Consider the following 24,649-nt stretch of genomic DNA (forward strand, 5'->3'; position numbering starts at 1 on the left):
CGAAATTCTTAATATTATTGGTTTACTATAGTAAAGCGGAAAAAGAAATGTCAAACGATTGTGCTCAAAATGATTTGCAAACCTTGTGATTTTCGGTAAGATAATACATGTTATTGTTTTACTTTAAGGAGTCGATTCCACATGCAAAATAACCATAAATCTCCATGGCAACAACTTGATTACAATTTATTGTTTATTCTTTTCTTAATGGTCATTACAAGCTGTATTGCGATCTATAGTGCACAAATGATGGATCAATACGGCAGCAACTTCGTCATAAAACAATTAGTATGGTACTTTATCGGTGGAATTGCTGTATTTGGGGTCATGGTATTAGACTTTGATCAGTTTAGAAAATTATCCTGGTACTTATACGGGCTCGGCATTCTCTTGCTGCTTGGTATTCTTGCAGCTCCTGAAAGCATTGTCCCGAATATTAACGGTGCTCAAAGCTGGTACAGATTTGGTCCTTTCGCTCTTCAGCCGTCGGAACTTGTTAAAGTATCACTTGTCATTGCGATAGCTAATACGATTGCCACACACAATGAGAAGTATATTATTCGAACGATGCATGAAGACCTATTATTACTTGGGAAAATCGCTTTGATCGCCGGTTTTCCAACTCTTCTTGTTCTAATGCAGCCAGATCTTGGTACGAGTTTGGTCTTTATGGCAATAACGGGAAGTCTTTTACTTGTCTCAGGTATAAGATGGAGAATCATTCTTTTCCTTATTCTTTCCTTTATCCTGTTCATATCAATCCTGGTTTGGATATATTTTACCTTTCCACAATTTTTCGTGGATCATATCCTGGATCAATATCAGCTAAACCGTTTCTATGCTTGGCTTGAGCCTTATGAACATAAAGATGCTGGATATCATACAAGAAACGCTTTACTTGCGATCGGCAGCGGAATGCTTTTTGGAAAAGGGTTCACAGAAGGGTCTGTTTACCTTCCTGAAGCTCAAACCGACTTTATTTTCTCCATTATTGGTGAAGAATTTGGCTTTTTAGGTACAAGTATCGTTATCTCACTCTTCTTCTTAATGGTATATAGAATGATCAATACAGCCCTTGAAAGTAACGAAGCTTTCGGCAGCTACCTTTGTGCAGGGGTTATCGGAATGCTGACGTTCCAAGTGTTCCAGAACATCGGAATGAATATCCAAGTTATGCCGATTACCGGAATCCCCCTTCCCTTCATTAGTTACGGAGGAAGTTCGATACTCGCGTACATGATTGCATTTGGACTTGTACTCAATGTACGTTCAAGAACTGTAAAATATATGTTTGAATAACACCTGATTTTCAGGTGTTTTTCTTTTACCTTTGAAGTATCCTATTATATATGAGGTGAAAATGATGAAATACGATATTATCGGTGATATTCATGGCTGTTACGACGAATATAGTGAGCTTGTTTCCAAATTGGGCTATGAGTGGAAGGATGGACTTCCTATACATAAAGAAAGACGAAAGCTCGTTTTCTTAGGAGATCTTATGGATCGAGGTCCTGAATCCATTAAAGTAATGGAACATGTCTATAAGCTTGTTCAGAATGACTTAGCTCTGTATAGTCCCGGAAACCATTGCAACAAACTCTATCGTTACTTCTTAGGAAGAAACGTGCAGATTAAACACGGGTTGGAAACAACAGTAGCTGAACTGAATGAACTTAGTCAGGAGCAGAGAAAAGCAGTTAGAGACCATTTTTGTACCCTATATGAAAATGCCCCATTATATTTACATCTGGACAATGGCAAATTAGTTGTTGCACATGCTGGTATACGTGAAGATTATGTAGGGCAAACGCACAATAAAGTAAAAACATTTGTCTTATATGGTGACATTACAGGCGAAAACAATCCTGATGGTACGCCTGTCCGAAGAGACTGGGCTAAAAAACATTCAGGCAAGATCACGATTGTTTATGGACATACACCAGTTGAAGAAGTCCGTCATGTTCAAAACACGTGGAATATTGATACGGGATGCGTTTTTGGCGGCAAATTGAGTGCATTGCGGTATCCAGAGCTTGAATCAGTAAGTGTTCCCTCATCACAAGCCTATGTACCAGAAAAATTTCGATCTTTTGATGATTAAAACAAAAAAGGATTTGTGTTATTTCCACAAATCCTTCATATCCTTTGGACAATCCACTTTTAATTTAATTTTTTCCCCTGTAAACGGGTGTGTAAATATTGTTTCTTCACTATGAAGGGCTTGGCGATCCAAAAGCCCCATTTTCCCTCCATACAAATCATCACCTAAAAGAGGGTGACCGATAGATGACATGTGCACCCTTATCTGATGCGTTCTCCCCGTCTCCAGTTTAAGTCGTACCACCGAAAAATCATACGCAGAACAATAGTCTATTTTTTTGAAGTGAGTAATAGAAGGCTGCCCGTCATCACGAACCATTCTTTCTATAATACTATCCGGATTCCTGCCTATCGGACTGTTTATTGTAAGTTCTGCTTTCTCTACATGTCCATGAACAAAAGCAATATATCCCCGCTTTATGGATTTATTAATCTGTTGTTTTGACATAAGAGAATGAGCAAACCGGTGTTTAGCAATCAAAACGAGTCCTGAAGTATCTTTATCCAAACGGTTTACGGCATGAAAAGTTGCTGGAATTCCTTTTTCTTGATAATAGAATAATACTGCTGCTGCAAGGGACCCTTTTGGTTGATAGAGGGACGGGATTGTTGGCATTCTTGGAGGTTTATTCACCACCAGAAAATGTTCATCCTCAAACAGGATTTCTAATGGAATATCTTCCGCATCCATCGATTCACTTTTTTGCTCTGGAGGAAAGCAAACTTGCACTTCGTCACCAGCTGATAGGGACTTTCTCACTGTTACTTCTTCTTTGTTTACAAAAAGAGCGCCGCCGTGAAACTTAATATCGGTCAGCGCTGCTTTTGATATCTGCTTTTCTTTTAGATACTCTCGTAAAAGCACAGGTGCCTCTTCATCTTGGACGACCCATGTGATGGTAAACAAATTATCCATGTCATTCTCCAACAAACGATTCTTTAACCCTTTTCCAAAAAGGAAAAGGACGAAAACGAGCAAAGCGGATCTTTTCTTCTGCTACACGATACTGAATGGATTTTACTTTTTTCTGAACTAAAAATCGGTGATCAATCGTAATATGGAAATCAACATCATTCACCGGCTTTAAAATACAAGTATGATGCTGAGGCAGCACAAGCGGTGAACCAATCGTACGGAAGACACGGTTATTGATAGAAGCCATCTCTGAAAGTTGAATGGATGCAAGGGACGGATGTATGATGGCTCCGCCTAAGGCTTTGTTATAAGCTGTACTCCCAGATGGAGTAGAAATACATAGACCGTCTCCACGGAACGTCTCAAATTTCTCCCCCTTGATCTCTACGTCCATAACAAGAGATCCTTCAACACTTTTAACCGTACACTCATTAACAGCCAAATACCTTTTTTCATCAATTCCATCAATGTACCTAACTGTTACTTCCAAAAGCGGATACTCCACGATTTGAAAGGGTGTCTTTGCGATATGTATGACAAGTTTCTCTACTTCTTCAGGGAGCCAATCAGCAAAAAATCCAAGATGACCTGTATGCACACCAACGAACGCAGTCTGATCAATTCGGTGTACATAATGATGAAACGCATGGAGCAAGGTTCCGTCTCCGCCAACAGTTATAACAATCTCAGGTTCCTTCTCTTCATATACGAGCTCGAACTCTTCTAAATAAGATCGGATTTTTTCCGTTAGAATATTGGATTTGCTATCGCCTTTTGATATGATCGCAAATTTCATTCTCTCTCCATCCTTTATGATCCCAGATTTGTTTCATTGGATTTATCGTTTCTTTCTAAAAACACCAGCTGTGCTTCTTGAATTTCGCCTTTGATCTGAGACATCTCCTCATCCAGTCTATTGGCCGCTTCTGCAGCTCTCTGCAACCGCTGACGAATATCTTCAGGAATCTGCCCATGATACTTATAGTTCATAGAGTGTTCGATTGTTGCCCAAAAATTCATTGCGAGTGTTCTGATTTGCACCTCAACCAAAATCTTCTTTTCACCCTCTAAAACCTGCACAGGGTATTCAATCACTAGATGATAAGATCGATATCCACTGGGCTTTTTGTGCGTAATATAATCTCTTTCTTCCACAATCGTAAAATCATTACGCTGGCGAAGAAGATTAATAACGGTTTTGATATCGTCAGTGAATTGACACATGATCCGAAGCCCTGCTAGATCCTGAATCTCTCTCTCTAACTGGTTATCCGGAATGTTCTTTTGATAAGCTTTGTTAACGATTGACTTGATGGGTTTCACTCTTCCTGTAACAAACTCGATCGGACAGTGCTGATTTGATTTTTCGAATTGTTCCCGAATTCCTCTAAACTTAATCTTCAACTCATCTACAGCCTGCTTGTACGGTGTTAGTAGTGCTTCCCAATCCATGCTCATTGCGCTTGTTCCTCAGTTCCAAAAATCTTGATGACTTCATCTTCCATCTGTTGACCATAGTTTGCGTTGCCTTGAATATTATCAGTCAAAAATTCCATTTCTCTGGAGAAAGCAGTAAGTTCTAGCTCATCCCCTTCTTCGTTCTGAATAACGAAAGTCGCTTCTTTTTGCAGAGCGTTTTTTATTTCACTCCAATGATTGTTATCAATTGAGATATAAATAAATCCTTCAGCATTCTCTAACACATAAATAAATGCTAAACCATCGGAATCCACCAGCATTCTTTCGCTATCTTTCCAGTTTGGCATATCTTTGCTTGATTCACTTGGTAAAAGTAAATTCAGCTTATTTTCTTCCCATGCAGTTGACTGCACATTCAATCGTAGTGGCATCATGTTAAAAACCTCCTGTTTCTTCCCTTTTAGTGTAACACAAATTCGGGATTTATTAAGAAATTGAGTAGCTTGTTTGCCTATGAGATAATGACTTTACCTAAAAAAAGCATTGGGGGATAATCGTGTGTCTCAAGAAATAGAAATCGAGTTTAAGAATTTATTAACATATCATGAATTTGTAAGACTTACTGATGAGTTTGGCATCAGTCAAAATGATTTTAAAGAACAAACCAATTATTATTTTGATTCCCTTGATTTTAAACTTAAACAACATAAGAGTGCGCTAAGGGTTCGTATTAAAGGCGAAACGTATACACTTACGTTAAAACAACAGTATGATCAACACATTTTAGAAACTCATCAAGTCATTACAAAAGATATTTTTACTGAAATGATCGAGGGACAGCCACTACCTTCAGGTGAGGTTGCTGAAGCTATCAAAAAGTTAGATATTGATGGTACGGAAATCACGTTTCTAGGAGAATTAATGACCCTTCGAGTTGAACTTCCCTATAAAGATGGCTTGCTTGTTTTAGATGAGAATCATTATTTAGGTAAAATCGACTATGAAATTGAATACGAATCTGCCGATTATAAGGTTGGACTGAAAAGTTTTGATGAGTTATTGCATTCAATGCAAATACCGAGAAGAGAAACAGCGAGTAAAGTTGCTCGATTCTTTGCTGAAAAGAACGTTAGAAAGTAAAACGAGCCGCTTCAGCATTTCTTCTTGTCTAGCTTCAGCGGCTAAAAGCTCGAGGTCGCAACCGTTTCCTCGCGAAACACAAAAAACGTGTTCACGCTCAAAAACTTTTGCGCTTGTCGCTTTTTATCGAGCCGCTTCAGCATTTATTTATAGGAGGAACCTCTTTGAATATTCAATCATATAAAGCACTAATGGAAATACAGGCTCTGCAGCAACTGAATGTTAATCCATCAACTTCTGCAAGTACTTTGCCAACTAATGAAAGCCCTTTTTCGGCTTTATTACAGGAAGCTTATTCTAAGGCAGGTCTAAACAATCATATAACCGGAACGTTAGACATGAGCAGTTCAGGTAACACGTTCCTGCCCTTATCTGCTAGTACATCTTATTCTCTACCAGACTCATCTTCTTTTCCTGTGACGACTGTTTCTTATGAGAAGTTATCGATTCCTTCAAAAAATCTCGATGGACTGATCGAAAACACGGCAAAGAAGTTTGGTGTTGATCCAAATCTAATCCGTTCTGTAATTAAACATGAGTCTAATTTTAAAACCACCGCTCAGAGTCATGCAGGGGCTCAAGGACTGATGCAGCTGATGCCTGCTACTGCTAGATCACTTGGTGTAACAAATGCATTTGATCCAGTTCAGAACGTTGAAGCAGGCACAAAATACTTAAAGATGATGCTGGATCGATACGATGGCAACAAACAACTTGCTCTTGCCGCTTATAACGCAGGACCGGGCAATGTAGAAAAATATGACGGGATTCCTCCATTTAAGGAAACAATAGCTTATGTTAAGAAAATCATGAACACGTATCAAACTTTGGCATAACCCTCATGTATTGAGGGTTATTCTTTTTTTAGATACTTAAATGATTCCCTGTATCAAACGTTCATCCTGTTGTTAAATACCTCTTATCATTCATATTGTTTGCTTAGTATTCATGAACCTTGCTACAATAAAATTACAAATTGACACAAGGAGCTTTTGCACCATGTTTGACGAAACAAAATCACCATATTACCTTTTGGGAGAAAGAGAAGGAATTCAAAAGCTTGTTACCACTTTTTACAGTTTGGTAAGTCAAGATTCTTTGCTGTCCCCTCTATTTCCGAAGGATCTAACGGAGACTGCCCACAAACAAACTCAATTTTTAAGTCAGTTTTTTGGCGGACCTCCACTATATACCGAGGAACATGGACATCCTATGCTCAGAGCGCGTCACATGCCGTTTCCTATTACTGATTCTCATGCAAAAGCCTGGCTTGCCTGTATGGAACGAGCGATGACGGCTCATAAACTAGAGCCTGAATTACAAAACTTCCTGTTAAGCCGATTAAAAATGACTGCTTATCATATGGTGAATACTAAGGATTCAGAAAGGGGCGAGAATGCTGACACTGTATAATTCCAATTCTTTTTACAACGATCACAAGAACATTAAAAACCAAACTTGTCAAAAGCCATTGGAAATCTATTCTGTCATCGATCCGCTATGTCCAGAATGCTGGTCATTAGAGCCTATTCTTAAAAAACTTCAAGTTCAATATGGACAATATTTTACGTTGCGTCACTTTGTAAGTGGCAGCCTTGAATCATTAAATACGTATATTCCTCGTAAAAAAGGAGTAAAAACTGCTGAACAGATCGCTGAGAAATGGGAGAAAACAGCTTCAATTTCAGGGATGAGCTGTGATGGTGATGTATGGTTAGAGAATCCAATCTCTTCTCCACACAAAGCCACTTTAGCTATAAAAGCCGCCGAGCTTCAGGGAAAGCAGCAGGGCATGAAGTTTTTAAGAAAACTTCGGGAGAATTTATTTCTAAATAAGCAGAATATAGGAAATGATGATGTGCTAATTGAAATCGCACGTTCAGTTGGTTTAGATGAAGAGGAATTCCTAAATGACTTGTCGTCTGAAGCAGCAATAAAAGCATTGCGATGTGATTTAAAGTTTTCGCAGGAAATGGATGTTACACAAATTCCCACCCTTATTGTTTTTAACGATAAAACTGACGATGACGGAATTAAAATATCCGGCTGCTATTCGTACGATGTGTATGTTGAGATTCTAAAAGAGATGTCTGACATCACATTGGAGCCTTCTCTTCTTCCGGAGCTAGAAGAATTTTTGGCCATGTATTCGTTTGTTGCAACTAAAGAGGTTTCAGTAGTTTATTCCATTAGTTGTGAAGAAGCAGAAAAAAGATTAAAGCGTTTAGTTCTGCAGCAAAAAGTTGAACGAGTCCCAGTAAAATACGGAACATTTTGGAGATATATTCAAACCCGCTGATCTAGAAGCAGCGGGTTTTTTTTATGGTCAAGGATAAAACAAATCTCATAAGGACGTGCTTGCATATCCTCCATCAGCGTGAATAAACATGTACAAAGGAGGGAGAATTCAATGTATCTCATTATGATTATTGTAAGCCTAATTTCATTAGCGGGGAGTTTTTACTATTTTGTGCTCTCTCTATTAAATATGGCGCCAAAGATCCTGGCTATTCCTAGCCTTTTTATTGCTATACTCTTAACAACCCTTTGTTACAACTACCGGTCAAAGCTTAAACGCATTGGTTAAACAATTACAAAATCCTGTCCGAATCGGACAGGATTTTTGTGTTTATTTTTCAAAAAGCAGTTCTTCCATCTCGTCAAGAATGGATTCGAATACTTTAAGTGCGTTTTCAATCGGTTCAGGTGTCGTCATATCAACACCAGCCTTCTTCAAAACTTCAATTGGATAATCAGAGCTTCCCGCTTTTAAGAAGTCTAGATAACGATCAACCGCAGGCTTTCCTTCTTCTAAAATCTGCTGTGATAAGGAAGCAGCTGCACTGAAGCCCGTAGCATATTGATACACATAGAAATTGTAATAGAAGTGAGGGATCCTTGCCCACTCTATTCCGATTTCCTTATCGATCACAAGGTCATCTCCAAAATATTTAACGTTTAGATCGTAATAGATCTTCGTTAACAATTCAGGAGTCAAAGGCTCCCCGTTAGCAGCTCTCACATGGATTTCCTGTTCGAATTCAGCAAACATCGTTTGACGGAAAACAGTGCCTCTGAAACCTTCTAAGTGATGGTTTAGTAAGTATAACTTCTCTTTCTTATCAGAAGTCTTTTCAAGCATGTAGTGATTTAATAAAGCTTCATTACAAGTTGATGCGACTTCTGCCACGAAGATCGAATAATCTGCATATGGATATGGCTGATTATCACGTGTATAGTAGCTATGAACCGAATGTCCAATTTCATGTGTTAATGTAAATAAGTTATTTACGTTATCCTGCCAGTTCATTAAGATGTATGGCATTGTTCCATACGCACCGGATGAATAGGCACCGCTTCTTTTTCCTGCATTCTCGTGAACATCGATCCAACGCTTCTCATAGCCTTCTTTTACGATGTTCTTATACTCTTCACCCATAGGATCTAAACTGTCTAATACAAGCTGTTGTGCTTCTTTGAAGCTAACTTCCATTTTGGCATCCTTAACAAGCGGTGTATATAAATCATACATGTGAAGCTCATCAAGGCCAAGTGCCTTTTTACGAAGACGTACATAACGGTGTAACAAATCTAAATTATCATTCACCGTTTTTACTAAATTATCGTATACAGCTTCCGGAATGTTATTGTTGTTTAATGCTGCTTCACGAGCAGATTTGAACTTTCTTGTTTTGGCGAAGAAATTGTCACGCTTCACAGTTCCTGCAAGCGTGCTTGCAAAAGTATTCTTATAAGAATCATAAGTGCCGTAGACCGCTTTAAAAGCATCTTCCCTTACTCTTCGGTCAGAGCTTTCCAGGAAACGGATGTAACGACCGTGTGTTACCTCGATCTCTTCCCCATTCTCATCTTTAATGACTGGAAATTTAAGATCAGCGTTATTTAACATACCAAACGTATTGCTGGATGTATTTGCAACTTCTCTTACATCTGCTAATAGGGCTTCTTCTTCTTTAGAAAGAACATGTGGACGCTGACGGTTAATTTCGTCTAGGGCGTGCTTATAAAGTTTTAAAGGCTCATAGCTTTGTAAGAATTGAAGCAGTGAATCTTCAGATAGAGATAGAATTTCGGGAACTGCAAATGATACTGTGCTGCTGACTTGTGTCGCGAGATTAGAAGCCCGATCATTCAACCCTTGGTAAAAAGAGTTTGTTGTATCCTGGTCATATCTCATATGAGCATATGTATAAAGCTTACCAAGCTTTTTTGTAACTTCATCCTGCTTTTGCAAATAAGAGTAAATTGTTTCTGCTGATTCTCCAAGCTTTCCTTGGAAGGATTTTAATTCAGGCAAAAGCTCTTTTGTTTCTTTAAATTCTTTTTCCCATACTTCATCTGTCGCATATATTGCTTCTAAATCCCATGTGTCTGCAACAGGGACTTCATTACGTTTAGGCAATGATTTCGTTTTCGTTTGAGACATAGTACACCTCCAAATAAATTAAAGAAAATGCAGTACAGCACATTTTCCTTATGTATATCTTCATATTACCAGAAAATGCTTATACAAAGTTAAAAATTACATCTTTTCACAGAAAATTTTGTCAAGTTTCAATGCCTCATCAAGGGTTTTTGGATAATGAGTTTTCCATACTTTTTTATAGGTTCCATCCGTCACTTTTATAATGTAGCCTGCTTCTTCTAGAAAATTGAGGTACCCATCAAGAGCTTCCACAAAGCTTTCTTCTAGGTATGGAAATTGTCTGACCACAAAAATCCGCTTTTCCATTAATCGTCTACACTCATTAATCAGAAATTCAATACGGAATGACTGAGTTTGCGTTTTCTCAATAAAAAATAAGAGATAAGTTTGCCACAGATATGGGGAGGTTTCAAATAAAAAATAGTCTTTAGAAGGTACACCTGCTATGGAAGGAAATAATGTTAAAGAGTGGTGATTAAAATACAGAACCTTTTTAACGTACATTACAGCAGGAGATATGTTCTTAAAAGCTGTCATTCTCCAGGTTGTCTTCTGTTTTAACCATAAATCATTATGATGATTGGTTGATTCATTACCAAAAGTCTTTGAAAGCCAATCAGCCTGTGGAACATTCTTTATTGAAAATACATAAGAATCAGCAGCTGCTTTTTTTTGAGAAAGCGGGAGTATGTTTCTTAGCAGCACAAATTGTTGTTGAAGCGGGCAAAAGTAATTGAGATACAAATTACCATCGTGATCTTTCTTTGCTGATGCAAGATCTGTGCTATGAATATAATAGAGTGATCCACCTTTTTGCCTTAAACGTTTTAAACCAAATATCCAATCAGATTGAATGTTAAGAGATTGATAACCCATAATTCGACTTCTTAAAAGATCTGGACTCATAGTTGCGCATTGAAATTCAATAGCTTGGTTATTTTGAGCAAGGAACAAATCAGGACGCTGAGCAATATCACGCAGATAGAATTCTATTATCGGTTCTTGCTGTAACTGGACAAGCCACTTATATAGCCCCTTTTTTCCAAGTAAATGATAATTTGTTTCTGTTTCATGTAATCCTGTACATTGTTCATAAGACTGATGAGCGAAGTGCCATGTCTTTTTTGTACCGCATTTTGGAATTACATTATTTTTGCAAACCGGGCATACCAATTTCCCTGTTTTTCTTTTTGAATCCCATTCTTCCTTTGTAATTTTCCCCACCATATCTACAAACTGATTATTAAAAAGCGCTACAAGCAAAATGTCACCTCTTTTCATCTCTCACTTTAATGATGAAAGAAGATGAATCAAATGTCATATGTTCTAATTGTGATTTCTGAATAATAAACACTTTAATTTTAAGAAAAATACTCTCGTAAAAAAACAAAAAACCGATTTCAATGTAGCTGAAATCGGTTATATCTTATAATTTAAAATATTTTTGTACGTCTTCTAAAGCACCTTCAGCAACAATTGTTTTTCCATACTCTTGTATACGGTATACAGATAGGTCTGAATCGTTGCCATATTCCAGAAGCTGTGCTAATAAATCATCTTGTTCACGATCTGAAGTATCTACATTAAATGTGACGTACAAATAATATTTACCCTCGAAGTGATAAAGCGAATTTTCAAATGATGAAGAATCAATCGTATGACTTAAAGAAATAACATCTTCAAAGTCGCCAAAAGAAATCAGGAAAGATAGATAATCCTCTTCTGTTTCTTCCAGTTCATCATATTCATCTTCTGCTTGAAATTGTTGATCCAACATCTTTTCAATGTTTTGATCAACTGGTAAATCCAATTTATCTTCGCCTATAGGCAGCTCAATCTTTTTACCGTCTTTAGACATCTGAGCACGGGTTACAATGATTTCAAGACCTTTATCCAGAGCCTGTACTTGAATCCACAGAGGACCTTCTAATGGAAACTGTTCTTGCTGATGTGCTTCGTCCATCATTTCCCAAAAAAGTTCTTCTCCTCTTTCGCGATCAGACCATATTTCTTCACGGTCGAAACCGCGATCTTCAATATCTCTGTACGTAATGAAAAATTTAATGGTGAACTCATTCACTCTTTCAATTTCCATTCTGCTTCTCTCCCTTCTCTCCGGTTTGTTCGTGAAGGGATAAATACCCCTAGAAAAAAGCAAATCATATTTCCTTTATTCTCCATCGAAAAATACATCAATCACAATTAAACCTCTTGTACCTTATTCTATGACAAAACGGAAAATATGGAAATAAAAAAGGCCTGTATAAACTGCCCTTTTTTACACCTAAAAGATATTGAAAGAAATGCTCTCAACTTGACTCGACAGGCCAAGCTGGACTATAATTCAATGGTCTTTAAGGTTAACATATTGTACCATAATACAACTGAAATTTCATTACAAACGGGGGGTTTACGTTTGGAAACAGAATTTTTGATATCTTTATTGCAAATTATTGCAATCGATATCCTTCTTGGCGGAGACAATGCTATTGTAATTGCTCTTGCCAGCAGAAATTTACCAGAAAAACAAAGAAATAAAGCCATCTTCTTAGGAACTGGACTTGCTATCGTTGTACGAGTAGTACTAACCATTGTAGCGGTTTACTTGTTAAATATTCCTTTCTTGTATCTTGCAGGCGGTATTCTTCTTCTTATTATTGCTTACAAGCTGATCTTAGAAGAAGATGAGGAACTGGATGTTAAAGCTGGAAAAAACTTATCAGATGCAGTAAAAACAATTGTTTTTGCCGATATTGCAATGGGACTTGATAATGTACTGGCTGTTGCTGGTGCAGCACATGGAAATATTATTTTAGTAGTCATAGGCCTATTAGTTTCTGTTCCCATTATTATATGGGGAAGTAAAATTATATTGCACTTTATGGAGAGATTCCCTGTATTAATTTACATTGGGGCCGGAGTTCTGGCATTTACAGCAGCAGGTATGATCATCGAAGAAAAAATGATCCACTCCTTTTTTGAAGGAAACGACTTCTTGAAATACGGTATATATATCTTTTTAATCATTGGGGTTATACTTGCAGGAGTTCTTACAAATTCATTTAAAAAGCGTTCAAGATAGATAAAAAAACCAAAAAAGTCCTACAATAAGCAGGACTTTTTATTATCAGGCATAAAAAAACTTCCGCCTTAAAAAAGGGGAAGTTTTTTCTTTATTCATTTACAAGACGCTGTGCTTCCATAAGCTGAAACGTGCGCACTCTTCTTGGCAGAAAACGGCGAATTTCGTCTTCATTATAACCAACTTGTAGACGCTTTTCATCAAGGATAATCGGTCTTCGCAATAATCCAGGATGATCTGCAATCAATTGGTATAAATCTTGCAAAGGCATGGATTCAAGATTAATGTTAAGTTCCTGGAACGTTTTAGAACGAGTAGAAATAATCTCGTCTGTCCCGTCCTCTGTCATTCTCAAGATTTGCTTAACTTCTTCTATTGATAAAGGTTCTGAAAAAATATTTCTTTCTTGATAAGGAATGTCATTCTCTTTTAACCATGCTTTTGCTTTACGGCATGATGTACAGCTCGGCGAAGTAAATAATGTGACCATAGTGGATCTCTCCTTCCCCTCTCTCTGATTTAGGTACTTTAAAAAAGTTATTAAATCATCATTCATAGTATACTACACATTTTACATTTTCGGTAGAGGTTATACAGACTTTTGTACATTTTTACGAATTTGTCATACAAATGTAATACGTATACAAGTCACCTTACATAACGTTCCGATTCTCTACATATATATAGACGTATTACCCAAAGATAAGTTTCATAAAACATAAAAAAATAAAAGAGTGGCGTAAGGCCACTCTTTTTTATGCGATTGTTTTCTTCACTTGTGATGCAGGACCTTTCCTAGCGATGTTTGGTTTGAAATTCTTTAGATTCTTCTTAAGCATTTCTTTCCATAACTCCCGCTTCGTTTTCTTCTTTTTGTCTTTTTGTTTCACAATGCCTCATCCTCCTTTAACAAGGAAAATAAATTACTCAGAAGCTGGTTTGCCTGTCGGATCTGATGTTTCATCTTGTATCAGCTCAGGTTTTGGAACCGCATTCTCTTGATCAAGAGTTAATACTTCACTTGCGGGCTGATAAGATTTACCGTACAATTCACTATCTTTGTACGTGTGTATTTCATTATACGTCTTTTTCATGTTTTCATAAATAGTTTCTTCTGATTCTTCAGTTGGCGACCAATACAAAATTTCCATCTCATTCACTTCATTTGTAGCGAGAGAACGTCTTCTATATCCGATACTCGATGCATGCTCAAATCCTTCACGCGTATAAAAACGAAGTCTTTTTTCAGTATCTGTGTCTTCGTAATTTACAGGCTCAACTTCAAGTATGATGGGCTTTCCTTTTGCCTTTAATTTTTCAATAAGTTTATGACCAAGCCCTTGTCCTCGTGCATCTTTAGATACAAACAAATAATCGATAAAAACAAAGTCAGGAAGCTCTACGTACATTAGAACGTGATGAGGTCCTTCATCCTTATGATAAATATCACTTTTCTCATCGAGTAAAAGTTCCATGTGTTCCTTTGATTTCATCTCTTCAATCGGAAAATATTGATTCAACTTCTCGTACCAATTCATTGTTTCCCCATCAGCTCCTTAAATTATGGTTATTAGTTATAGTTTTCCCTCTTTCTTCCTTTGTTATCATGAGATACAATAAAGAAAGAAGTACGTGATGAACCCGTTGTTAAAAGGAGGAGTCCTCATTTGATTTCATTCTTTACCGATTTAATGTTATTAGCTCTTTGTGTAGTTGGTATTACAGCACTGATGGGAACCATTTCCCAAGTCATCGCGGTTAAATTGTTCGGCGGTAAAAAAGTCTCACATTTTGTGGATAAATCGAAGTCTTTTCAAGAAAATTGGAGTCCTGTAAAAAGAAGATAAAGAAATCAAACAACCCGTGAATTTTGGGTTGTTTTTTTACATTTTCAGTTCGAACTGCTTTATAATACAAGGGTAACATACATAATAGAGGTGTACAAATGCATAGAAACCTTAGAACATTTATCGATCAGTTAAGACAAGAAAAAGATATTATTGAAATTCGAGCGGAAGTTGATCCATATTTAGAAATACCAGAAATCCACAGAAGAGTTATTTCAGAAGAAGGGCCAGCACTGCTTTTTACAAATGTAAAAGGAAAAAACATTCCTGTTGTAACCAATTTATTTGGTACTATAAAACGCGTGGATATGGCTTTTGGTCCGAAACCCGAACAGCTAGTAAAAGACCTTGTAGGATCAATCGATGAGCTAATGCCTCCATCTCCATCTGTATTATGGAAGAAAAAAGGGATGATCAAGGACGTATTATCACTCGGAACAAAAAAGGTCAGCAAAAATAAAGCTCCTTTATTGGAGACATTTACAACAAAGGTAAATATGAAAGAGCTGCCAGCGTTAACCGGCTGGCATTTAGACAGTAATCCGTTCGTTACTCTTCCGCTTGTCTATACAGAACATCCCGACAAGCATGAACACAATCTTGGTATGTACAGAATAGAAATTAAGGAAGAAAACAAAACGGGCATTCACTGGCAGATTCATAAAGGTGGCGGATTCCATCATTATGCAGCTGAACAAAAGAACCAAGCTCTGCCTGTAACACTATTTTTGGGCGGGCCTCCTTCATTGATGATCAGTGCCATAGCACCACTTCCTGAAGCTGTACCTGAACTGATGTTTTCATCTATGCTGATGGGTGAAAAATTAAGTCTCGCCCATGTAGAAGGATATCCGCATCCGTTAATCGCAGAAGCTGAATTTGCTTTTGGAGGTGTTGTGCCGCCTCATGTCCGAGAACCTGAAGGACCGTTCGGTGATCATTATGGCTATTATTCTTGGGCTCACGACTTCCCTGTTTTCAATGTTGATAAAATGTGGAAAAGAAAAGATGCTATCTATCCAGCTACAGTTGTAGGAAAACCCAAACAGGAAGATTATTTTATCGGTGAGTATTTGCAGCGTTTGATGAGCCCGTTGTTCCCTGTAGTAATGAACGGTGTACGTGATCTATGGACATATGCTGAAACTGGATTTCATGCACTAGCAGGCGCAGTAGTACGTGAATCCTATTATAAGGAAGGCTTAGCACATGCATTCCGTATTATGGGAGAAGGTCAGCTAACACTCACAAAATTTTTAATGGTAACGAACAAACCTGTAAATCTGCAAAATTTTGCAGAGCTTGCTGAAGGTGTTCTAGAACGCTTCTTACCAGAAAGAGATCTTTTGATCATTCATGATACTTCCATGGATACTCTTGATTATACTGGCCGAAAATTCAATACAGGTTCTAAAGCCATTATGACAGGACTTGGTGAACCGGTTCGTGAACTAAAACGAGTATATGATGGAGGAACGATTTCTGGCATTGACAATGTTGGTGTCTTTTGCGGCGGCTGCTTAACTGTTAGCGGGCCATCATTTGACGAAGCACCTGACTTTGCTGAACACTTGCTAACAAACAGCCATGATGCATTTAAAGATTGGCTATTAGTCTTTTTAGTTGATGATGCTTCAATTGCTTCTTCTCAAGCAGAGTTTCTATGGACGACTTTTACGCGATTCGATCCTGCCTATGATGTTTACGCAAAAAGCACGATAGATCGAAACCGTATTAAATATGAAGGAACTATTATCATTGATGCGAGAATGAAGCCGTTTTATCCGGATGTTGTTGAAACAAGGGAAGATATTGATAAAAAAGTAACCGATCGGTGGAATGAATATTTTAAAAACTAAAAGAAGCGTTAATTCGCTTCTTTTTTATATTTTTAAGTTGATATATTGTCCAAACGGTGGTAAAGTATTTAACAATATACATTTTTACAGAAAGGAGAATTCTTATGCGAAACATTACTTTATTAGACTTATATAAACACCCTCATGTACAGAAGTATGTAAAACGTTCTGGTATGGTTCATGCAATTTCAGCTGCTTACCACGCCTATCGTCTTGCACTTAAGTATGGTGTGAATCCTGATTTGGCTACAAAAGCTGCATTCCTTCATGATATTGGACATTATACATGGTATAAAAATGGCCACTGGGACTATGACATGTATAAAGAAAACGATATTCATGCCATTAAAGGAGCAGAGCGGGCACATCGTATTTTAGTTTCATTAGGCGAGGACCGTAAGAGTGCTAAAGAAATTGCACTGGCTATTTTACTTCACACAGACTCATACTTACCAGCAGGATCTCTAAATTTAAATCCACTCCAGCGAGTTGTGGCTCTAGCCGATGAAGCTGACGAGGAACCAGGTGGAAGTCACCATTATCGCACCGTTAATGATAGCAAAGCAATAACCATGATCAAAAAATTAGATGAAATGGTAGATGAATATCATGAAGAAGAAAAAGTAAAACACTCTGTTTCCTAAGAAGGAAAAGAGTGTTTTAATAATATTCTTATTTTATTTATAATAGATAAACCCTATTGCATTTTCACTTGCATATGTCCCAATCGTACTACCGAAACGTGTAAAATTTATTTCTGGAAATTTTGAGAATGAAAACAATTCTTCAAATTCTTGCTTTACTCTTTCAACTGAGGGATAACTATGAAGCAAGTACAACGTTTTGTCTGGGTTTTCGCTTCTCCAATCATCAATCATTTCTTTAACCTTCAGGACGCCTTTTTTACTTCCTCTAAACTTACCGATCGTTTCAACAATTCCATCGTGTATAGAAAGCATTGGCTTTATGTTCAGCATCCCCGCAATCGCACTTTGAACAGCAGAAATTCTTCCACCTTTTTTTACATTCTCGATCGTTTCTAGCAATACATAAGCTGTTACATCTTTCTTCATATCCTCTAAACGCTCAAGAATTTCAGAAATTGTATACCCTTTATTAGCCATTTCAACAGCAGCATGAAGCAAAACTTGCATGCCTCCTGAAGCAGTTCCTGAGTTAACAATCGATACTCTTGCTTGTTCCTCATCGGCAAGCATCCCTTTTCCGATTGTTGCACTTTGAACAGTGCCACTTAAGTTATCAGATATCCCGATATAGATAACATGATAACCCTTCTCTACCTCTTTTTGGAACGCTTCAAAAAAAGATTGAGGAGACGGCTGGCTTGTCTTCGGCAACTCAGGCTCTCTTGCCATTCGGTTATAAAATTCATCTTCTGTGATAGTAACGCCGTCTAAATAATGATCGTCACCAAATTGAACATTTAAGGGTACAACTGTTAAAGGAGCTTCTAATTTTTCCTGATCTATTTTAATATCACTTGCACTATCCACTACAAAACTAAGTTTCACCTTTTAACCCCATTTCTACCGCTGCTAAAATTATTAGGGATGTGTAAAATCTCGTTATAGCATCAATGTATCCGCTTTACACACTTTTATTAGTTTAACATAAAAACGACCTCCTGTAATAAAGGAGATCGTTTAAAATGTGTTAATTCTGTTGCTTTACAGCTTCTTCGTCATACAGGTGACAAGCTACCCAATGTCCTTCTCTTGCTTCTTGCCATTTAGGCTTAACTGCAGCACATACATCCATTGCGTGCGGGCAACGTGTACGGAATCTGCATCCGCTAGGAGGGTTGATCGGACTTGGTACATCGCCTTCAAGGATGATACGCTCACGGCTTCTTTCTAATTCAGGGTCCGGAACTGGAATCGCTGATAAAAGTGCTTGCGTATATGGGTGAAGAGGCTCTTCATAAAGCTCATCACTAGTTGTCAGCTCAACGATATTACCAAGATACATTACACCTACACGATCAGAAATATGTTTAACCATAGATAGATCATGGGCAATAAATAGATACGTAAGCCCTCGTTCTTTTTGAAGTTCCATCATCAAGTTTACAACTTGGGCTTGGATAGAAACGTCTAGTGCTGAAATCGGCTCATCAGCAATAATAAAGTCTGGATCTACCGCCAAGGCACGTGCGATCCCGATACGCTGACGCTGCCCACCTGAAAATTCATGCGGATAGCGGTTTGCGTGCTCTCTATTCAAACCAACTGTTTCAAGAAGTTCGTAAACACGGTTGTCACGATCCTTATTTGTTTTTGCCAAACCGTGGATATCAATTCCTTCAGCAATGATATCTTTTACGGTCATACGCGGATTTAATGAAGCGTACGGATCTTGGAAGATCATCTGCATTTTACGGTTGAATTTCTTTAATTCAGAACGAGATTTTTTATCGTGTACATCTACGCCTTCATATAATACTTCACCTTCAGTAGCATCATACAAGCGAATAATAGTACGTCCAGTCGTAGATTTACCACACCCGGATTCGCCTACAAGTCCAAGTGTTTCACCTTTGTAAATATCAAAAGAAACATCATCTACTGCTTTCAGTACGCCCTTTTTTCCAGCTGGGAAATATTTTCTTAGATTTTTAACTTCAAGTAATTTTTCTCTTTCCACTACTGCCATTATCGCGCACCCCCAACTACTGCCTCTTCCGGCGGTTCTACTTTTGGCGCTCGCTCATCTAGTAACCAGCAAGCTGCTTTGTGTGTAGAAGAAACATCAGTCGCATCAGGCATGTTTTCCACACAAACTTCCATTGCATATGGACAACGCGCTGCAAACGGACATCCTTTTGGAGGATTCATCAAATCAGGCGGTGTACCAGGAATCGCCAATAATTCTTTTGATTCAGCGTTTAGTTTTGGCATTGAAGCCAGAAGTCCCCAAGTATATGGATGCTTTGGTTTATAAAAGATTTCGTCTACCGTTCCAGTCTCAACGATCATACCGCCATACATGACAGCAACACGTTGAGCCAAGTTCGCAACAACACCCAGGTCATGTGTAATTAAGATAATAGCCGTACCCGTTTTATCTTGCAGGTCACGCATTAGATCCAGAATTTGTGCCTGGATCGTTACATCCAATGCAGTTGTAGGTTCGTCAGCGATTAACACTTTAGGGTTACACGCAAGTGCAATTGCGATAACTACACGCTGACGCATACCACCTGAGAATTGGTGAGGATATTCATCCACACGCAGCTCAGGGTTAGGAATGCCTACTAATTTTAATAAATTAATAGAACGTTCTTTCGCTTCACTCTTACTCATGTTTTGGTGCTTACGAAGACCCTCCATGATCTGCTTGCCGATTGTCATCGTCGGATTAAGAGATGTCATCGGATCCTGGAAGATCATTGAGATCTCAGCCCCACGAATTTTTTCCATCTCACGCTCAGACGCTTTAGCAAGATCTTTTCCTTGGAAGCGAATTGCGCCTTCTTTAATAAAACCAATTTTGTTAGGTAATAATCTCATTACTGACTTAGAAGTAACGGATTTTCCGGAACCTGATTCACCAACGATTGCAAGTGATTCACCTTTTTCTAATGTAAAGCTAACGCCGCGGACGGCCTTAACTTCTCCCCCATACGTCTGGAAGGAGACATGTAGGTTATCTAATTCTAGTAATTTTTCCATTATAAAATCTCCTTCCTATCTTCTCATCTTCGGATCAAGCGCGTCACGCAAACCATCACCAAGCAAGTTAAAGCTGATCATGAGAATACACATGATCGATGCTGGATAGATCGCTAAGTGAGGGTATATTCTTAAAGATCTAAACCCATCTGAAATTAAAGCCCCTAGTGAAGCTGTTGGCGGCTGAATTCCAAGTCCGATAAAGCTTAGAAATGCTTCAAAGAAAATAGCTCCCGGAATAGTAAACGTACTTGTAATAATAATTGCACCTAATGTGTTTGGTAAAAGGTGTTTAGTAATCAATCGTCCATTTGATGAACCTAGTGTTTTAGAGGCTAAAACAAACTCACGGCTCTTTAATGAAAGGATTTGCGCACGGACGATTCGTGACATTCCTATCCAACCGGTTATTACGAGTGCCAGTGTAATGGATAGTATCCCTGGGTCAAGTATGATAATGAACAAGATGATAACTACCAGGTTCGGTATACCAACTAACACCTCAACGATACGCTGCATCACATTGTCTAATCTTCCGCCATAAAATGCAGAAATTCCACCGTATGCCACACCTACAATTAAATCGATTGTTGCTGCAAGAAACGCGATATATAAAGAGATTTGAGTTCCTTTCCAAACACGAACCCATTGGTCACGGCCCAGCGTATCTGTACCAAACCAAAAGTTTTGATCTTTTGGAACATTTTTCATCTCATATTGATCGACTCCACGAATATCAACACCATCTACTCCTAAAAAACCTACTTTTTCAAGTCCAGGAATCTTTGGAGGCAAATTTGCTCTCATTAGTTCTTGATCATCCATGCCATATTTACTAAGCGATGGAGCAATTAGTGAAAATACAATGATAAAGACGATTGCAAACAGGCCAATCATAGCACCTTTATTTTTTCTTAAACGTCTAAATGCATCTTGCCAAAAACTTAAACTTGGTTTTGATATTTCCTCACTCTTCCCTGAATCTAAATTTGCAGGGCGAAATAAATCAGGTGTAAGTTTTCTTTCTGACATGCTCATTATGATTTACCTCCTGCCACGCGAATTCGAGGGTCAATAATTCCATATAGAATATCAACGATTAGAATGATGACAACGATTAGGAAACTATAGAATAAAGTAGTTCCCATGATCACTGGATAGTCATTTAAGTTGATACTCTTAACAAACTGTTCACCGATACCAGGAATTGCAAAAATGTTTTCTATTACTAAAGACCCCGTAATTAGCGCGATAGCCATAGGTCCAAGGATCGTAATAATTGGAATCATACTGTTACGTACACAGTGTTTAATGATAACTGCGTTTTTGCTGATACCCTTAGAGCGTGCCATTAGAATATAGTCAGTACCTAAAATCTCAAGCATTTCAGTACGCATAAAACGTGCCACAGTAGCAATAACTCCTACGGATAGAGAGAATGCCGGCAGAATGTGATACTCAGGACCATTCCAGAAGGCTACTGGCAGCCATTCAAGTTTAACCCCAACGTAATACTGCAAAAGTCCTGCAAATACGAATGAAGGAATTGCAATACCGAAAACAGCCAAGATCATCGCTCCATAATCAATGAATGAATTATGTCTGAGTGCTGCTACAATACCTAATACCAAGCCAACAAGGGTTCCAAATAGTAATGCTTCAAATCCTACTGTAGCGGATGGGCCCATACCATTTACAATCATAGAATTAACGGTACGTCCATCAAACTGAAACGTATATCCTAAATCACCCTGTGCCAATTTTCCTAAATAGTTAATATATTGAACAGGCACCGGGTCATTTAACCCGTATTTTTCGTTTAGAGCGTAACGCTGGGACTCACTTAACTTCTCTTGGTTGTTAAAAGGAGAACCCGGTAATAATTTCATTAAAAAGAATGTAATCGTTGCAATGATCAGCAGTGTTAACAACATAGCGAAAACACGCTTCGTTATATAGCGCAACATTACAAACACCTCCCCCAATTGTTTCAAACTTAAATATTTTGAAATCTTTCTGTAATATCTATCTTAAGGGACAAAATATTTTATATCAATAGAAAATATTTTTTTTTCGACATTTTCTGATATCTTTCAATATTACATATATATTTCCAGTCTTCTGTTTACAGGCAAAAAAGAGAGTACATGTCAGGAACACATGTACTCTCCTGAGAAAAACTATTTACTATTTTTCAATAAAACTAATTATTGTTTTCCTTCGATATAAGCCCACTTGTAAGAAACATCAGCTCCGAATAAGTGATGAGCTAAGCCTTTTACATACGGCTTTTGAAGTCCAGTTACACCACGTTGGTATAGTGGAGAGATCGCTTGGTCTTCGAAAAGAACTTTCTCAGCTTCAAGCATCATTTCCCAACGCTTCTTCTGATCCATTTCTTTCTTAGCATCGTTGATCAACTTGTCATATTCAGGGTTAGAGTATGCCATTTGGTTATGAGCTCCATCAGTTACGAACATATCAAGGAACGTCATTGGATCTTGGTAGTCAGGACCCCAACCAGCATAAGAGAAGTCATACTCACCTTTAGATTCAAGTTCAAGCTTTTGCTTGAATGGTTGTGCTTTAATGTTAACTTTGATTCCTGGAAGGTTCTTTTCAAGTTGGTTCTTGAAGAACTCACCCATTTTCTTAGCGCCATCAGAATCGTAGTTCAATAGTTCAAGTTCTACAGAATCTTTTCCGAGTTCTTTAAGACCAGCAGCCCAAAGCTCTTTCGCTTTTTCAACGTTATATTCACCAAAGTTTCCGTTAGTCTTACGGAAGTCTTCTTTATCAGGGCTAGATGCTAGATCACTTGGAACTAGGTAGTAAGCAGGTACAGATCCATTGTTAAGAAGTACATCTACCATAGATTGCTTGTCGTAAGCCATGTCGATCGCCTTACGGATATTAGCGTTCTTAAGAGCTTCTGATTTTTGGTTTAAACGTAGGAAGAATACTGTTGCTTCTCCACGAGTGTAAAGATCTTCGTTATCTTTGTACTGATCTACATATTCCATGCTCAGACCAGTGATATCTGTTTGACCTGTTTCGTAAAGGTTAACCATTGTAGCTTGGTCTTTAACGATTTTTACGTTAATTTCGTCTAACTTAACATTTTCTTTATCCCAGTATTGATCGTTTTTCTTATATTGCCATCCTTCGTTGTGTTTCCACTCATTAAGTACGAAAGGACCGTTGTATAAAAGTGTGTTAGCTTCTAAAGCATACTTATCTGCTTGAGACTTAACATACTCTTCTTTTTGCGGATAGAAAGTTGCGAATCCAGTTAGTCCTAGGAAATAAGGAGCTGGAGCTTCAAGAGTTACTTCAAGAGTTGTGTCATCAACAGCTTTAACACCTAGCTCTTCAACTTTACCGTATAATGGGTCACCATCAGTTTGGATCGCGTTAGCGTTCTTAATAGGTCCCATGATGTAAGCATACTCAGAAAGAGTGTCAGGGTGTAATGCTTTTCTCCAAGAGTAAACGAAGTCTTTTGCTGTTACTTGAGACCCGTCACTCCATTTAGCTTCAGGGTTTAGTTTAAATGTATAAACTGTTCCATCTTCGTTAGTTTCATGGCTTAATGCAACACCTGGAGTTGGTTTGTTGTCTTTATCAAGACGGTATAAACCTTCCATTACGTTGTTAAGTACTTCGAATGATACAGCGTCCGTTGCAAGAGATGAATCCATTGAAGGAATTTCTTCTCCATCAAGGATGTTAAGTACTTGCGGTTCTGCTGGCTTTTCAGATGTTGTACCTTCGCCGTCTTTGCTGTCGCCAGCTTTTTCTTTCTCTCCACCACTACATGCAGCTAAGAACATGCTTAGTGCAAGTACTAGCGTAAGAAGCAATGACCATTTTGACTTCTTCATGAGTCGACCTCCCCTTTTTATCCTGTTAATTTGTTAGCAGATGAAAGCATCAAGAATTATCAGACAGTTTCATCTACAAGTTCGATTATACAAGTTTTCAAACAATTGTGCATTTATTTTTTTTAAGAGTTTTACAAAAAGCCCATGATATTTACTTTTCTTTAACAAAAAATAGGTATTAAGACCTATATTGTGTGAGGACTTATTTTCTGATAATTCTACATATTTTACCAAAAATATGTGTAAACTAGCATGAATAT

General features: G+C 37.9%; 26 protein-coding genes. 10 read left to right on the forward strand and 16 right to left on the reverse strand.

The window, feature by feature from the left end; translation table 11 throughout:
- The first annotated feature begins 141 nt into the window (after positions 1-141).
- Both IEV52_RS12745 and prpE read left to right on the forward strand, forming a co-directional pair.
- A complete protein-coding gene (locus tag IEV52_RS12745) occupies positions 142-1,299 on the forward strand; it encodes an FtsW/RodA/SpoVE family cell cycle protein (protein ID WP_188402901.1) in 1,158 nt (385 codons plus the stop codon).
- A 64-nt stretch (positions 1,300-1,363) separates the two neighbouring features.
- Entirely contained in the window at positions 1,364-2,104 is a 741-nt protein-coding gene (prpE, locus tag IEV52_RS12750; protein ID WP_188402902.1) for a bis(5'-nucleosyl)-tetraphosphatase PrpE, read from the forward strand.
- 18 nt (positions 2,105-2,122) lie between these two features.
- On the opposite strand, the gene IEV52_RS12755 is transcribed toward prpE, so the two are convergent.
- From IEV52_RS12755 to IEV52_RS12770, 4 genes are read right to left on the reverse strand one after another with little or no spacing between them, the layout of a single operon-like run.
- Positions 2,123-3,019, reverse strand: coding sequence for an RluA family pseudouridine synthase (locus IEV52_RS12755; protein ID WP_188402903.1), 897 nt, complete (start codon positions 3,017-3,019; stop codon positions 2,123-2,125).
- A 1-nt stretch (position 3,020) separates the two neighbouring features.
- Positions 3,021-3,815 carry an NAD kinase gene (locus tag IEV52_RS12760; protein WP_188402904.1) on the reverse strand — a complete coding sequence of 265 codons (795 nt, stop codon included), beginning with the start codon at positions 3,813-3,815 and terminating at the stop codon, positions 3,021-3,023.
- Positions 3,816-3,829: 14 nt separating this feature from the next.
- Positions 3,830-4,477 (reverse strand): GTP diphosphokinase, encoded by a 648-nt coding sequence (gene yjbM, locus IEV52_RS12765; protein WP_276208330.1) that lies wholly within the window; start codon positions 4,475-4,477, stop codon positions 3,830-3,832.
- A complete protein-coding gene (locus IEV52_RS12770; RefSeq protein ID WP_188402906.1) occupies positions 4,474-4,872 on the reverse strand; it encodes a UPF0738 family protein in 399 nt (132 codons plus the stop codon). The genes yjbM and IEV52_RS12770 overlap by 4 nt, the downstream gene beginning before the upstream one ends.
- 124 nt (positions 4,873-4,996) lie before the next feature.
- Between IEV52_RS12770 and IEV52_RS12775 the strand changes: the two genes are divergently transcribed.
- From IEV52_RS12775 to IEV52_RS12790, 4 genes are all read left to right on the forward strand, one after another.
- Positions 4,997-5,578 (forward strand): CYTH domain-containing protein, encoded by a 582-nt coding sequence (locus IEV52_RS12775; protein WP_188402907.1) that lies wholly within the window; start codon positions 4,997-4,999, stop codon positions 5,576-5,578.
- Positions 5,579-5,742: 164 nt separating this feature from the next.
- Positions 5,743-6,414 carry a lytic transglycosylase domain-containing protein gene (locus IEV52_RS22575; protein WP_268234773.1) on the forward strand — a complete coding sequence of 224 codons (672 nt, stop codon included), beginning with the start codon at positions 5,743-5,745 and terminating at the stop codon, positions 6,412-6,414.
- A gap of 163 nt (positions 6,415-6,577) precedes the next feature.
- The gene (locus IEV52_RS12785; protein WP_188402908.1) at positions 6,578-6,991 is read left to right on the forward strand and encodes a globin domain-containing protein; all 414 of its coding nucleotides are present in this window, start codon (positions 6,578-6,580) and stop codon (positions 6,989-6,991) included.
- Positions 6,975-7,877, forward strand: coding sequence for a ClpXP adapter SpxH family protein (locus IEV52_RS12790; protein WP_188402909.1), 903 nt, complete (start codon positions 6,975-6,977; stop codon positions 7,875-7,877). The genes IEV52_RS12785 and IEV52_RS12790 overlap by 17 nt, the downstream gene beginning before the upstream one ends.
- A 330-nt stretch (positions 7,878-8,207) precedes the next feature.
- Here the strand turns inward: IEV52_RS12790 and pepF are convergent, their stop codons facing one another.
- From pepF to mecA, 3 genes are all read right to left on the reverse strand, one after another.
- A complete protein-coding gene (pepF, locus tag IEV52_RS12795; protein ID WP_188402910.1) occupies positions 8,208-10,025 on the reverse strand; it encodes an oligoendopeptidase F in 1,818 nt (605 codons plus the stop codon).
- 96 nt (positions 10,026-10,121) lie between these two features.
- Entirely contained in the window at positions 10,122-11,288 is a 1,167-nt protein-coding gene (locus IEV52_RS12800; RefSeq protein WP_188402911.1) for a competence protein CoiA, read from the reverse strand.
- A gap of 163 nt (positions 11,289-11,451) precedes the next feature.
- A complete protein-coding gene (gene mecA, locus IEV52_RS12805; RefSeq protein WP_188402912.1) occupies positions 11,452-12,120 on the reverse strand; it encodes an adaptor protein MecA in 669 nt (222 codons plus the stop codon).
- A gap of 321 nt (positions 12,121-12,441) precedes the next feature.
- On the opposite strand from mecA, the gene IEV52_RS12810 reads away from it, so the two are divergent.
- Complete coding sequence (locus tag IEV52_RS12810) at positions 12,442-13,107, forward strand: TerC family protein (RefSeq protein WP_188402913.1); 666 nt, start codon at positions 12,442-12,444, stop codon at positions 13,105-13,107.
- A 91-nt stretch (positions 13,108-13,198) separates the two neighbouring features.
- On the opposite strand, the gene spxA is transcribed toward IEV52_RS12810, so the two are convergent.
- The 3 genes from spxA to IEV52_RS12820 all read right to left on the reverse strand — a co-directional run bounded on the left by spxA (position 13,199) and on the right by IEV52_RS12820 (position 14,645).
- Positions 13,199-13,597, reverse strand: coding sequence for a transcriptional regulator SpxA (gene spxA / locus IEV52_RS12815; RefSeq protein ID WP_066245987.1), 399 nt, complete (start codon positions 13,595-13,597; stop codon positions 13,199-13,201).
- A 265-nt stretch (positions 13,598-13,862) separates the two neighbouring features.
- Complete coding sequence (locus IEV52_RS22580; protein WP_268234774.1) at positions 13,863-13,997, reverse strand: hypothetical protein; 135 nt, start codon at positions 13,995-13,997, stop codon at positions 13,863-13,865.
- 33 nt (positions 13,998-14,030) lie between these two features.
- Positions 14,031-14,645, reverse strand: coding sequence for a GNAT family N-acetyltransferase (locus IEV52_RS12820; protein WP_188402914.1), 615 nt, complete (start codon positions 14,643-14,645; stop codon positions 14,031-14,033).
- Positions 14,646-14,774: 129 nt separating this feature from the next.
- On the opposite strand from IEV52_RS12820, the gene IEV52_RS12825 reads away from it, so the two are divergent.
- The 3 genes from IEV52_RS12825 (at position 14,775) to IEV52_RS12835 (ending at position 17,457) form a co-directional block, all read left to right on the forward strand.
- Positions 14,775-14,954: a hypothetical protein gene (locus tag IEV52_RS12825; RefSeq protein ID WP_188402915.1), complete on the forward strand. Its 180-nt coding sequence runs from the start codon at positions 14,775-14,777 to the stop codon at positions 14,952-14,954.
- 98 nt (positions 14,955-15,052) lie between these two features.
- The gene (locus IEV52_RS12830) at positions 15,053-16,813 is read left to right on the forward strand and encodes a UbiD family decarboxylase (RefSeq protein ID WP_188402916.1); all 1,761 of its coding nucleotides are present in this window, start codon (positions 15,053-15,055) and stop codon (positions 16,811-16,813) included.
- A gap of 104 nt (positions 16,814-16,917) precedes the next feature.
- The gene (locus IEV52_RS12835) at positions 16,918-17,457 is read left to right on the forward strand and encodes an HD domain-containing protein (protein WP_188402917.1); all 540 of its coding nucleotides are present in this window, start codon (positions 16,918-16,920) and stop codon (positions 17,455-17,457) included.
- A gap of 33 nt (positions 17,458-17,490) precedes the next feature.
- Here the strand turns inward: IEV52_RS12835 and IEV52_RS12840 are convergent, their stop codons facing one another.
- The 6 genes from IEV52_RS12840 to IEV52_RS12865 all read right to left on the reverse strand — a co-directional run bounded on the left by IEV52_RS12840 (position 17,491) and on the right by IEV52_RS12865 (position 24,389).
- On the reverse strand, positions 17,491-18,345 hold the full coding sequence (locus IEV52_RS12840; protein ID WP_188402918.1) for a DegV family protein: 855 nt from the start codon (positions 18,343-18,345) through the stop codon (positions 17,491-17,493).
- A gap of 142 nt (positions 18,346-18,487) precedes the next feature.
- The gene (locus IEV52_RS12845; RefSeq protein WP_188402919.1) at positions 18,488-19,486 is read right to left on the reverse strand and encodes an ABC transporter ATP-binding protein; all 999 of its coding nucleotides are present in this window, start codon (positions 19,484-19,486) and stop codon (positions 18,488-18,490) included.
- Entirely contained in the window at positions 19,486-20,505 is a 1,020-nt protein-coding gene (locus tag IEV52_RS12850; RefSeq protein ID WP_188402920.1) for an ABC transporter ATP-binding protein, read from the reverse strand. Before IEV52_RS12850 ends, IEV52_RS12845 begins: the two co-directional genes overlap by 1 nt.
- A 15-nt stretch (positions 20,506-20,520) precedes the next feature.
- Positions 20,521-21,543, reverse strand: coding sequence for an oligopeptide ABC transporter permease (gene opp3C / locus IEV52_RS12855; RefSeq protein ID WP_188402921.1), 1,023 nt, complete (start codon positions 21,541-21,543; stop codon positions 20,521-20,523).
- On the reverse strand, positions 21,543-22,472 hold the full coding sequence (opp3b, locus tag IEV52_RS12860; protein WP_188402922.1) for an oligopeptide ABC transporter permease: 930 nt from the start codon (positions 22,470-22,472) through the stop codon (positions 21,543-21,545). The genes opp3C and opp3b overlap by 1 nt, the downstream gene beginning before the upstream one ends.
- 240 nt (positions 22,473-22,712) lie before the next feature.
- Entirely contained in the window at positions 22,713-24,389 is a 1,677-nt protein-coding gene (locus IEV52_RS12865) for a peptide ABC transporter substrate-binding protein (protein WP_188402923.1), read from the reverse strand.
- Positions 24,390-24,649 lie beyond the last annotated feature (260 nt).

Origin of the sequence: Fictibacillus barbaricus (assembly GCF_014635025.1) — a bacterium.
GTDB classification, from domain to species: Bacteria; Bacillota; Bacilli; order Bacillales; family Fictibacillaceae; genus Fictibacillus; species Fictibacillus barbaricus.

Excerpts from the sequence above, each read along its gene's own strand:
- pepF (WP_188402910.1), bottom strand. The coding sequence starts at position 10,025 with ATGTCTCAAACGAAAACGAAATCATTGCCTAAACGTAATGAAGTCCCT.
- yjbM (WP_276208330.1), bottom strand. The coding sequence starts at position 4,477 with ATGAGCATGGATTGGGAAGCACTACTAACACCGTACAAGCAGGCTGTA.
- mecA (WP_188402912.1), bottom strand. The coding sequence starts at position 12,120 with ATGGAAATTGAAAGAGTGAATGAGTTCACCATTAAATTTTTCATTACG.
- IEV52_RS12755 (WP_188402903.1), bottom strand. The coding sequence starts at position 3,019 with ATGGATAATTTGTTTACCATCACATGGGTCGTCCAAGATGAAGAGGCA.
- opp3b (WP_188402922.1), bottom strand. The coding sequence starts at position 22,472 with ATGTTGCGCTATATAACGAAGCGTGTTTTCGCTATGTTGTTAACACTG.
- IEV52_RS12790 (WP_188402909.1), top strand. The coding sequence starts at position 6,975 with ATGCTGACACTGTATAATTCCAATTCTTTTTACAACGATCACAAGAAC.
- IEV52_RS12845 (WP_188402919.1), bottom strand. The coding sequence starts at position 19,486 with ATGGCAGTAGTGGAAAGAGAAAAATTACTTGAAGTTAAAAATCTAAGA.
- IEV52_RS12830 (WP_188402916.1), top strand. The coding sequence starts at position 15,053 with ATGCATAGAAACCTTAGAACATTTATCGATCAGTTAAGACAAGAAAAA.
- opp3C (WP_188402921.1), bottom strand. The coding sequence starts at position 21,543 with ATGAGCATGTCAGAAAGAAAACTTACACCTGATTTATTTCGCCCTGCA.
- spxA (WP_066245987.1), bottom strand. The coding sequence starts at position 13,597 with ATGGTCACATTATTTACTTCGCCGAGCTGTACATCATGCCGTAAAGCA.
- IEV52_RS12865 (WP_188402923.1), bottom strand. The coding sequence starts at position 24,389 with ATGAAGAAGTCAAAATGGTCATTGCTTCTTACGCTAGTACTTGCACTA.
- IEV52_RS12820 (WP_188402914.1), bottom strand. The coding sequence starts at position 14,645 with ATGAATTGGTACGAGAAGTTGAATCAATATTTTCCGATTGAAGAGATG.
- IEV52_RS12835 (WP_188402917.1), top strand. The coding sequence starts at position 16,918 with ATGCGAAACATTACTTTATTAGACTTATATAAACACCCTCATGTACAG.
- IEV52_RS12850 (WP_188402920.1), bottom strand. The coding sequence starts at position 20,505 with ATGGAAAAATTACTAGAATTAGATAACCTACATGTCTCCTTCCAGACG.
- IEV52_RS12770 (WP_188402906.1), bottom strand. The coding sequence starts at position 4,872 with ATGATGCCACTACGATTGAATGTGCAGTCAACTGCATGGGAAGAAAAT.
- IEV52_RS12785 (WP_188402908.1), top strand. The coding sequence starts at position 6,578 with ATGTTTGACGAAACAAAATCACCATATTACCTTTTGGGAGAAAGAGAA.
- IEV52_RS12745 (WP_188402901.1), top strand. The coding sequence starts at position 142 with ATGCAAAATAACCATAAATCTCCATGGCAACAACTTGATTACAATTTA.
- prpE (WP_188402902.1), top strand. The coding sequence starts at position 1,364 with ATGAAATACGATATTATCGGTGATATTCATGGCTGTTACGACGAATAT.
- IEV52_RS12760 (WP_188402904.1), bottom strand. The coding sequence starts at position 3,815 with ATGAAATTTGCGATCATATCAAAAGGCGATAGCAAATCCAATATTCTA.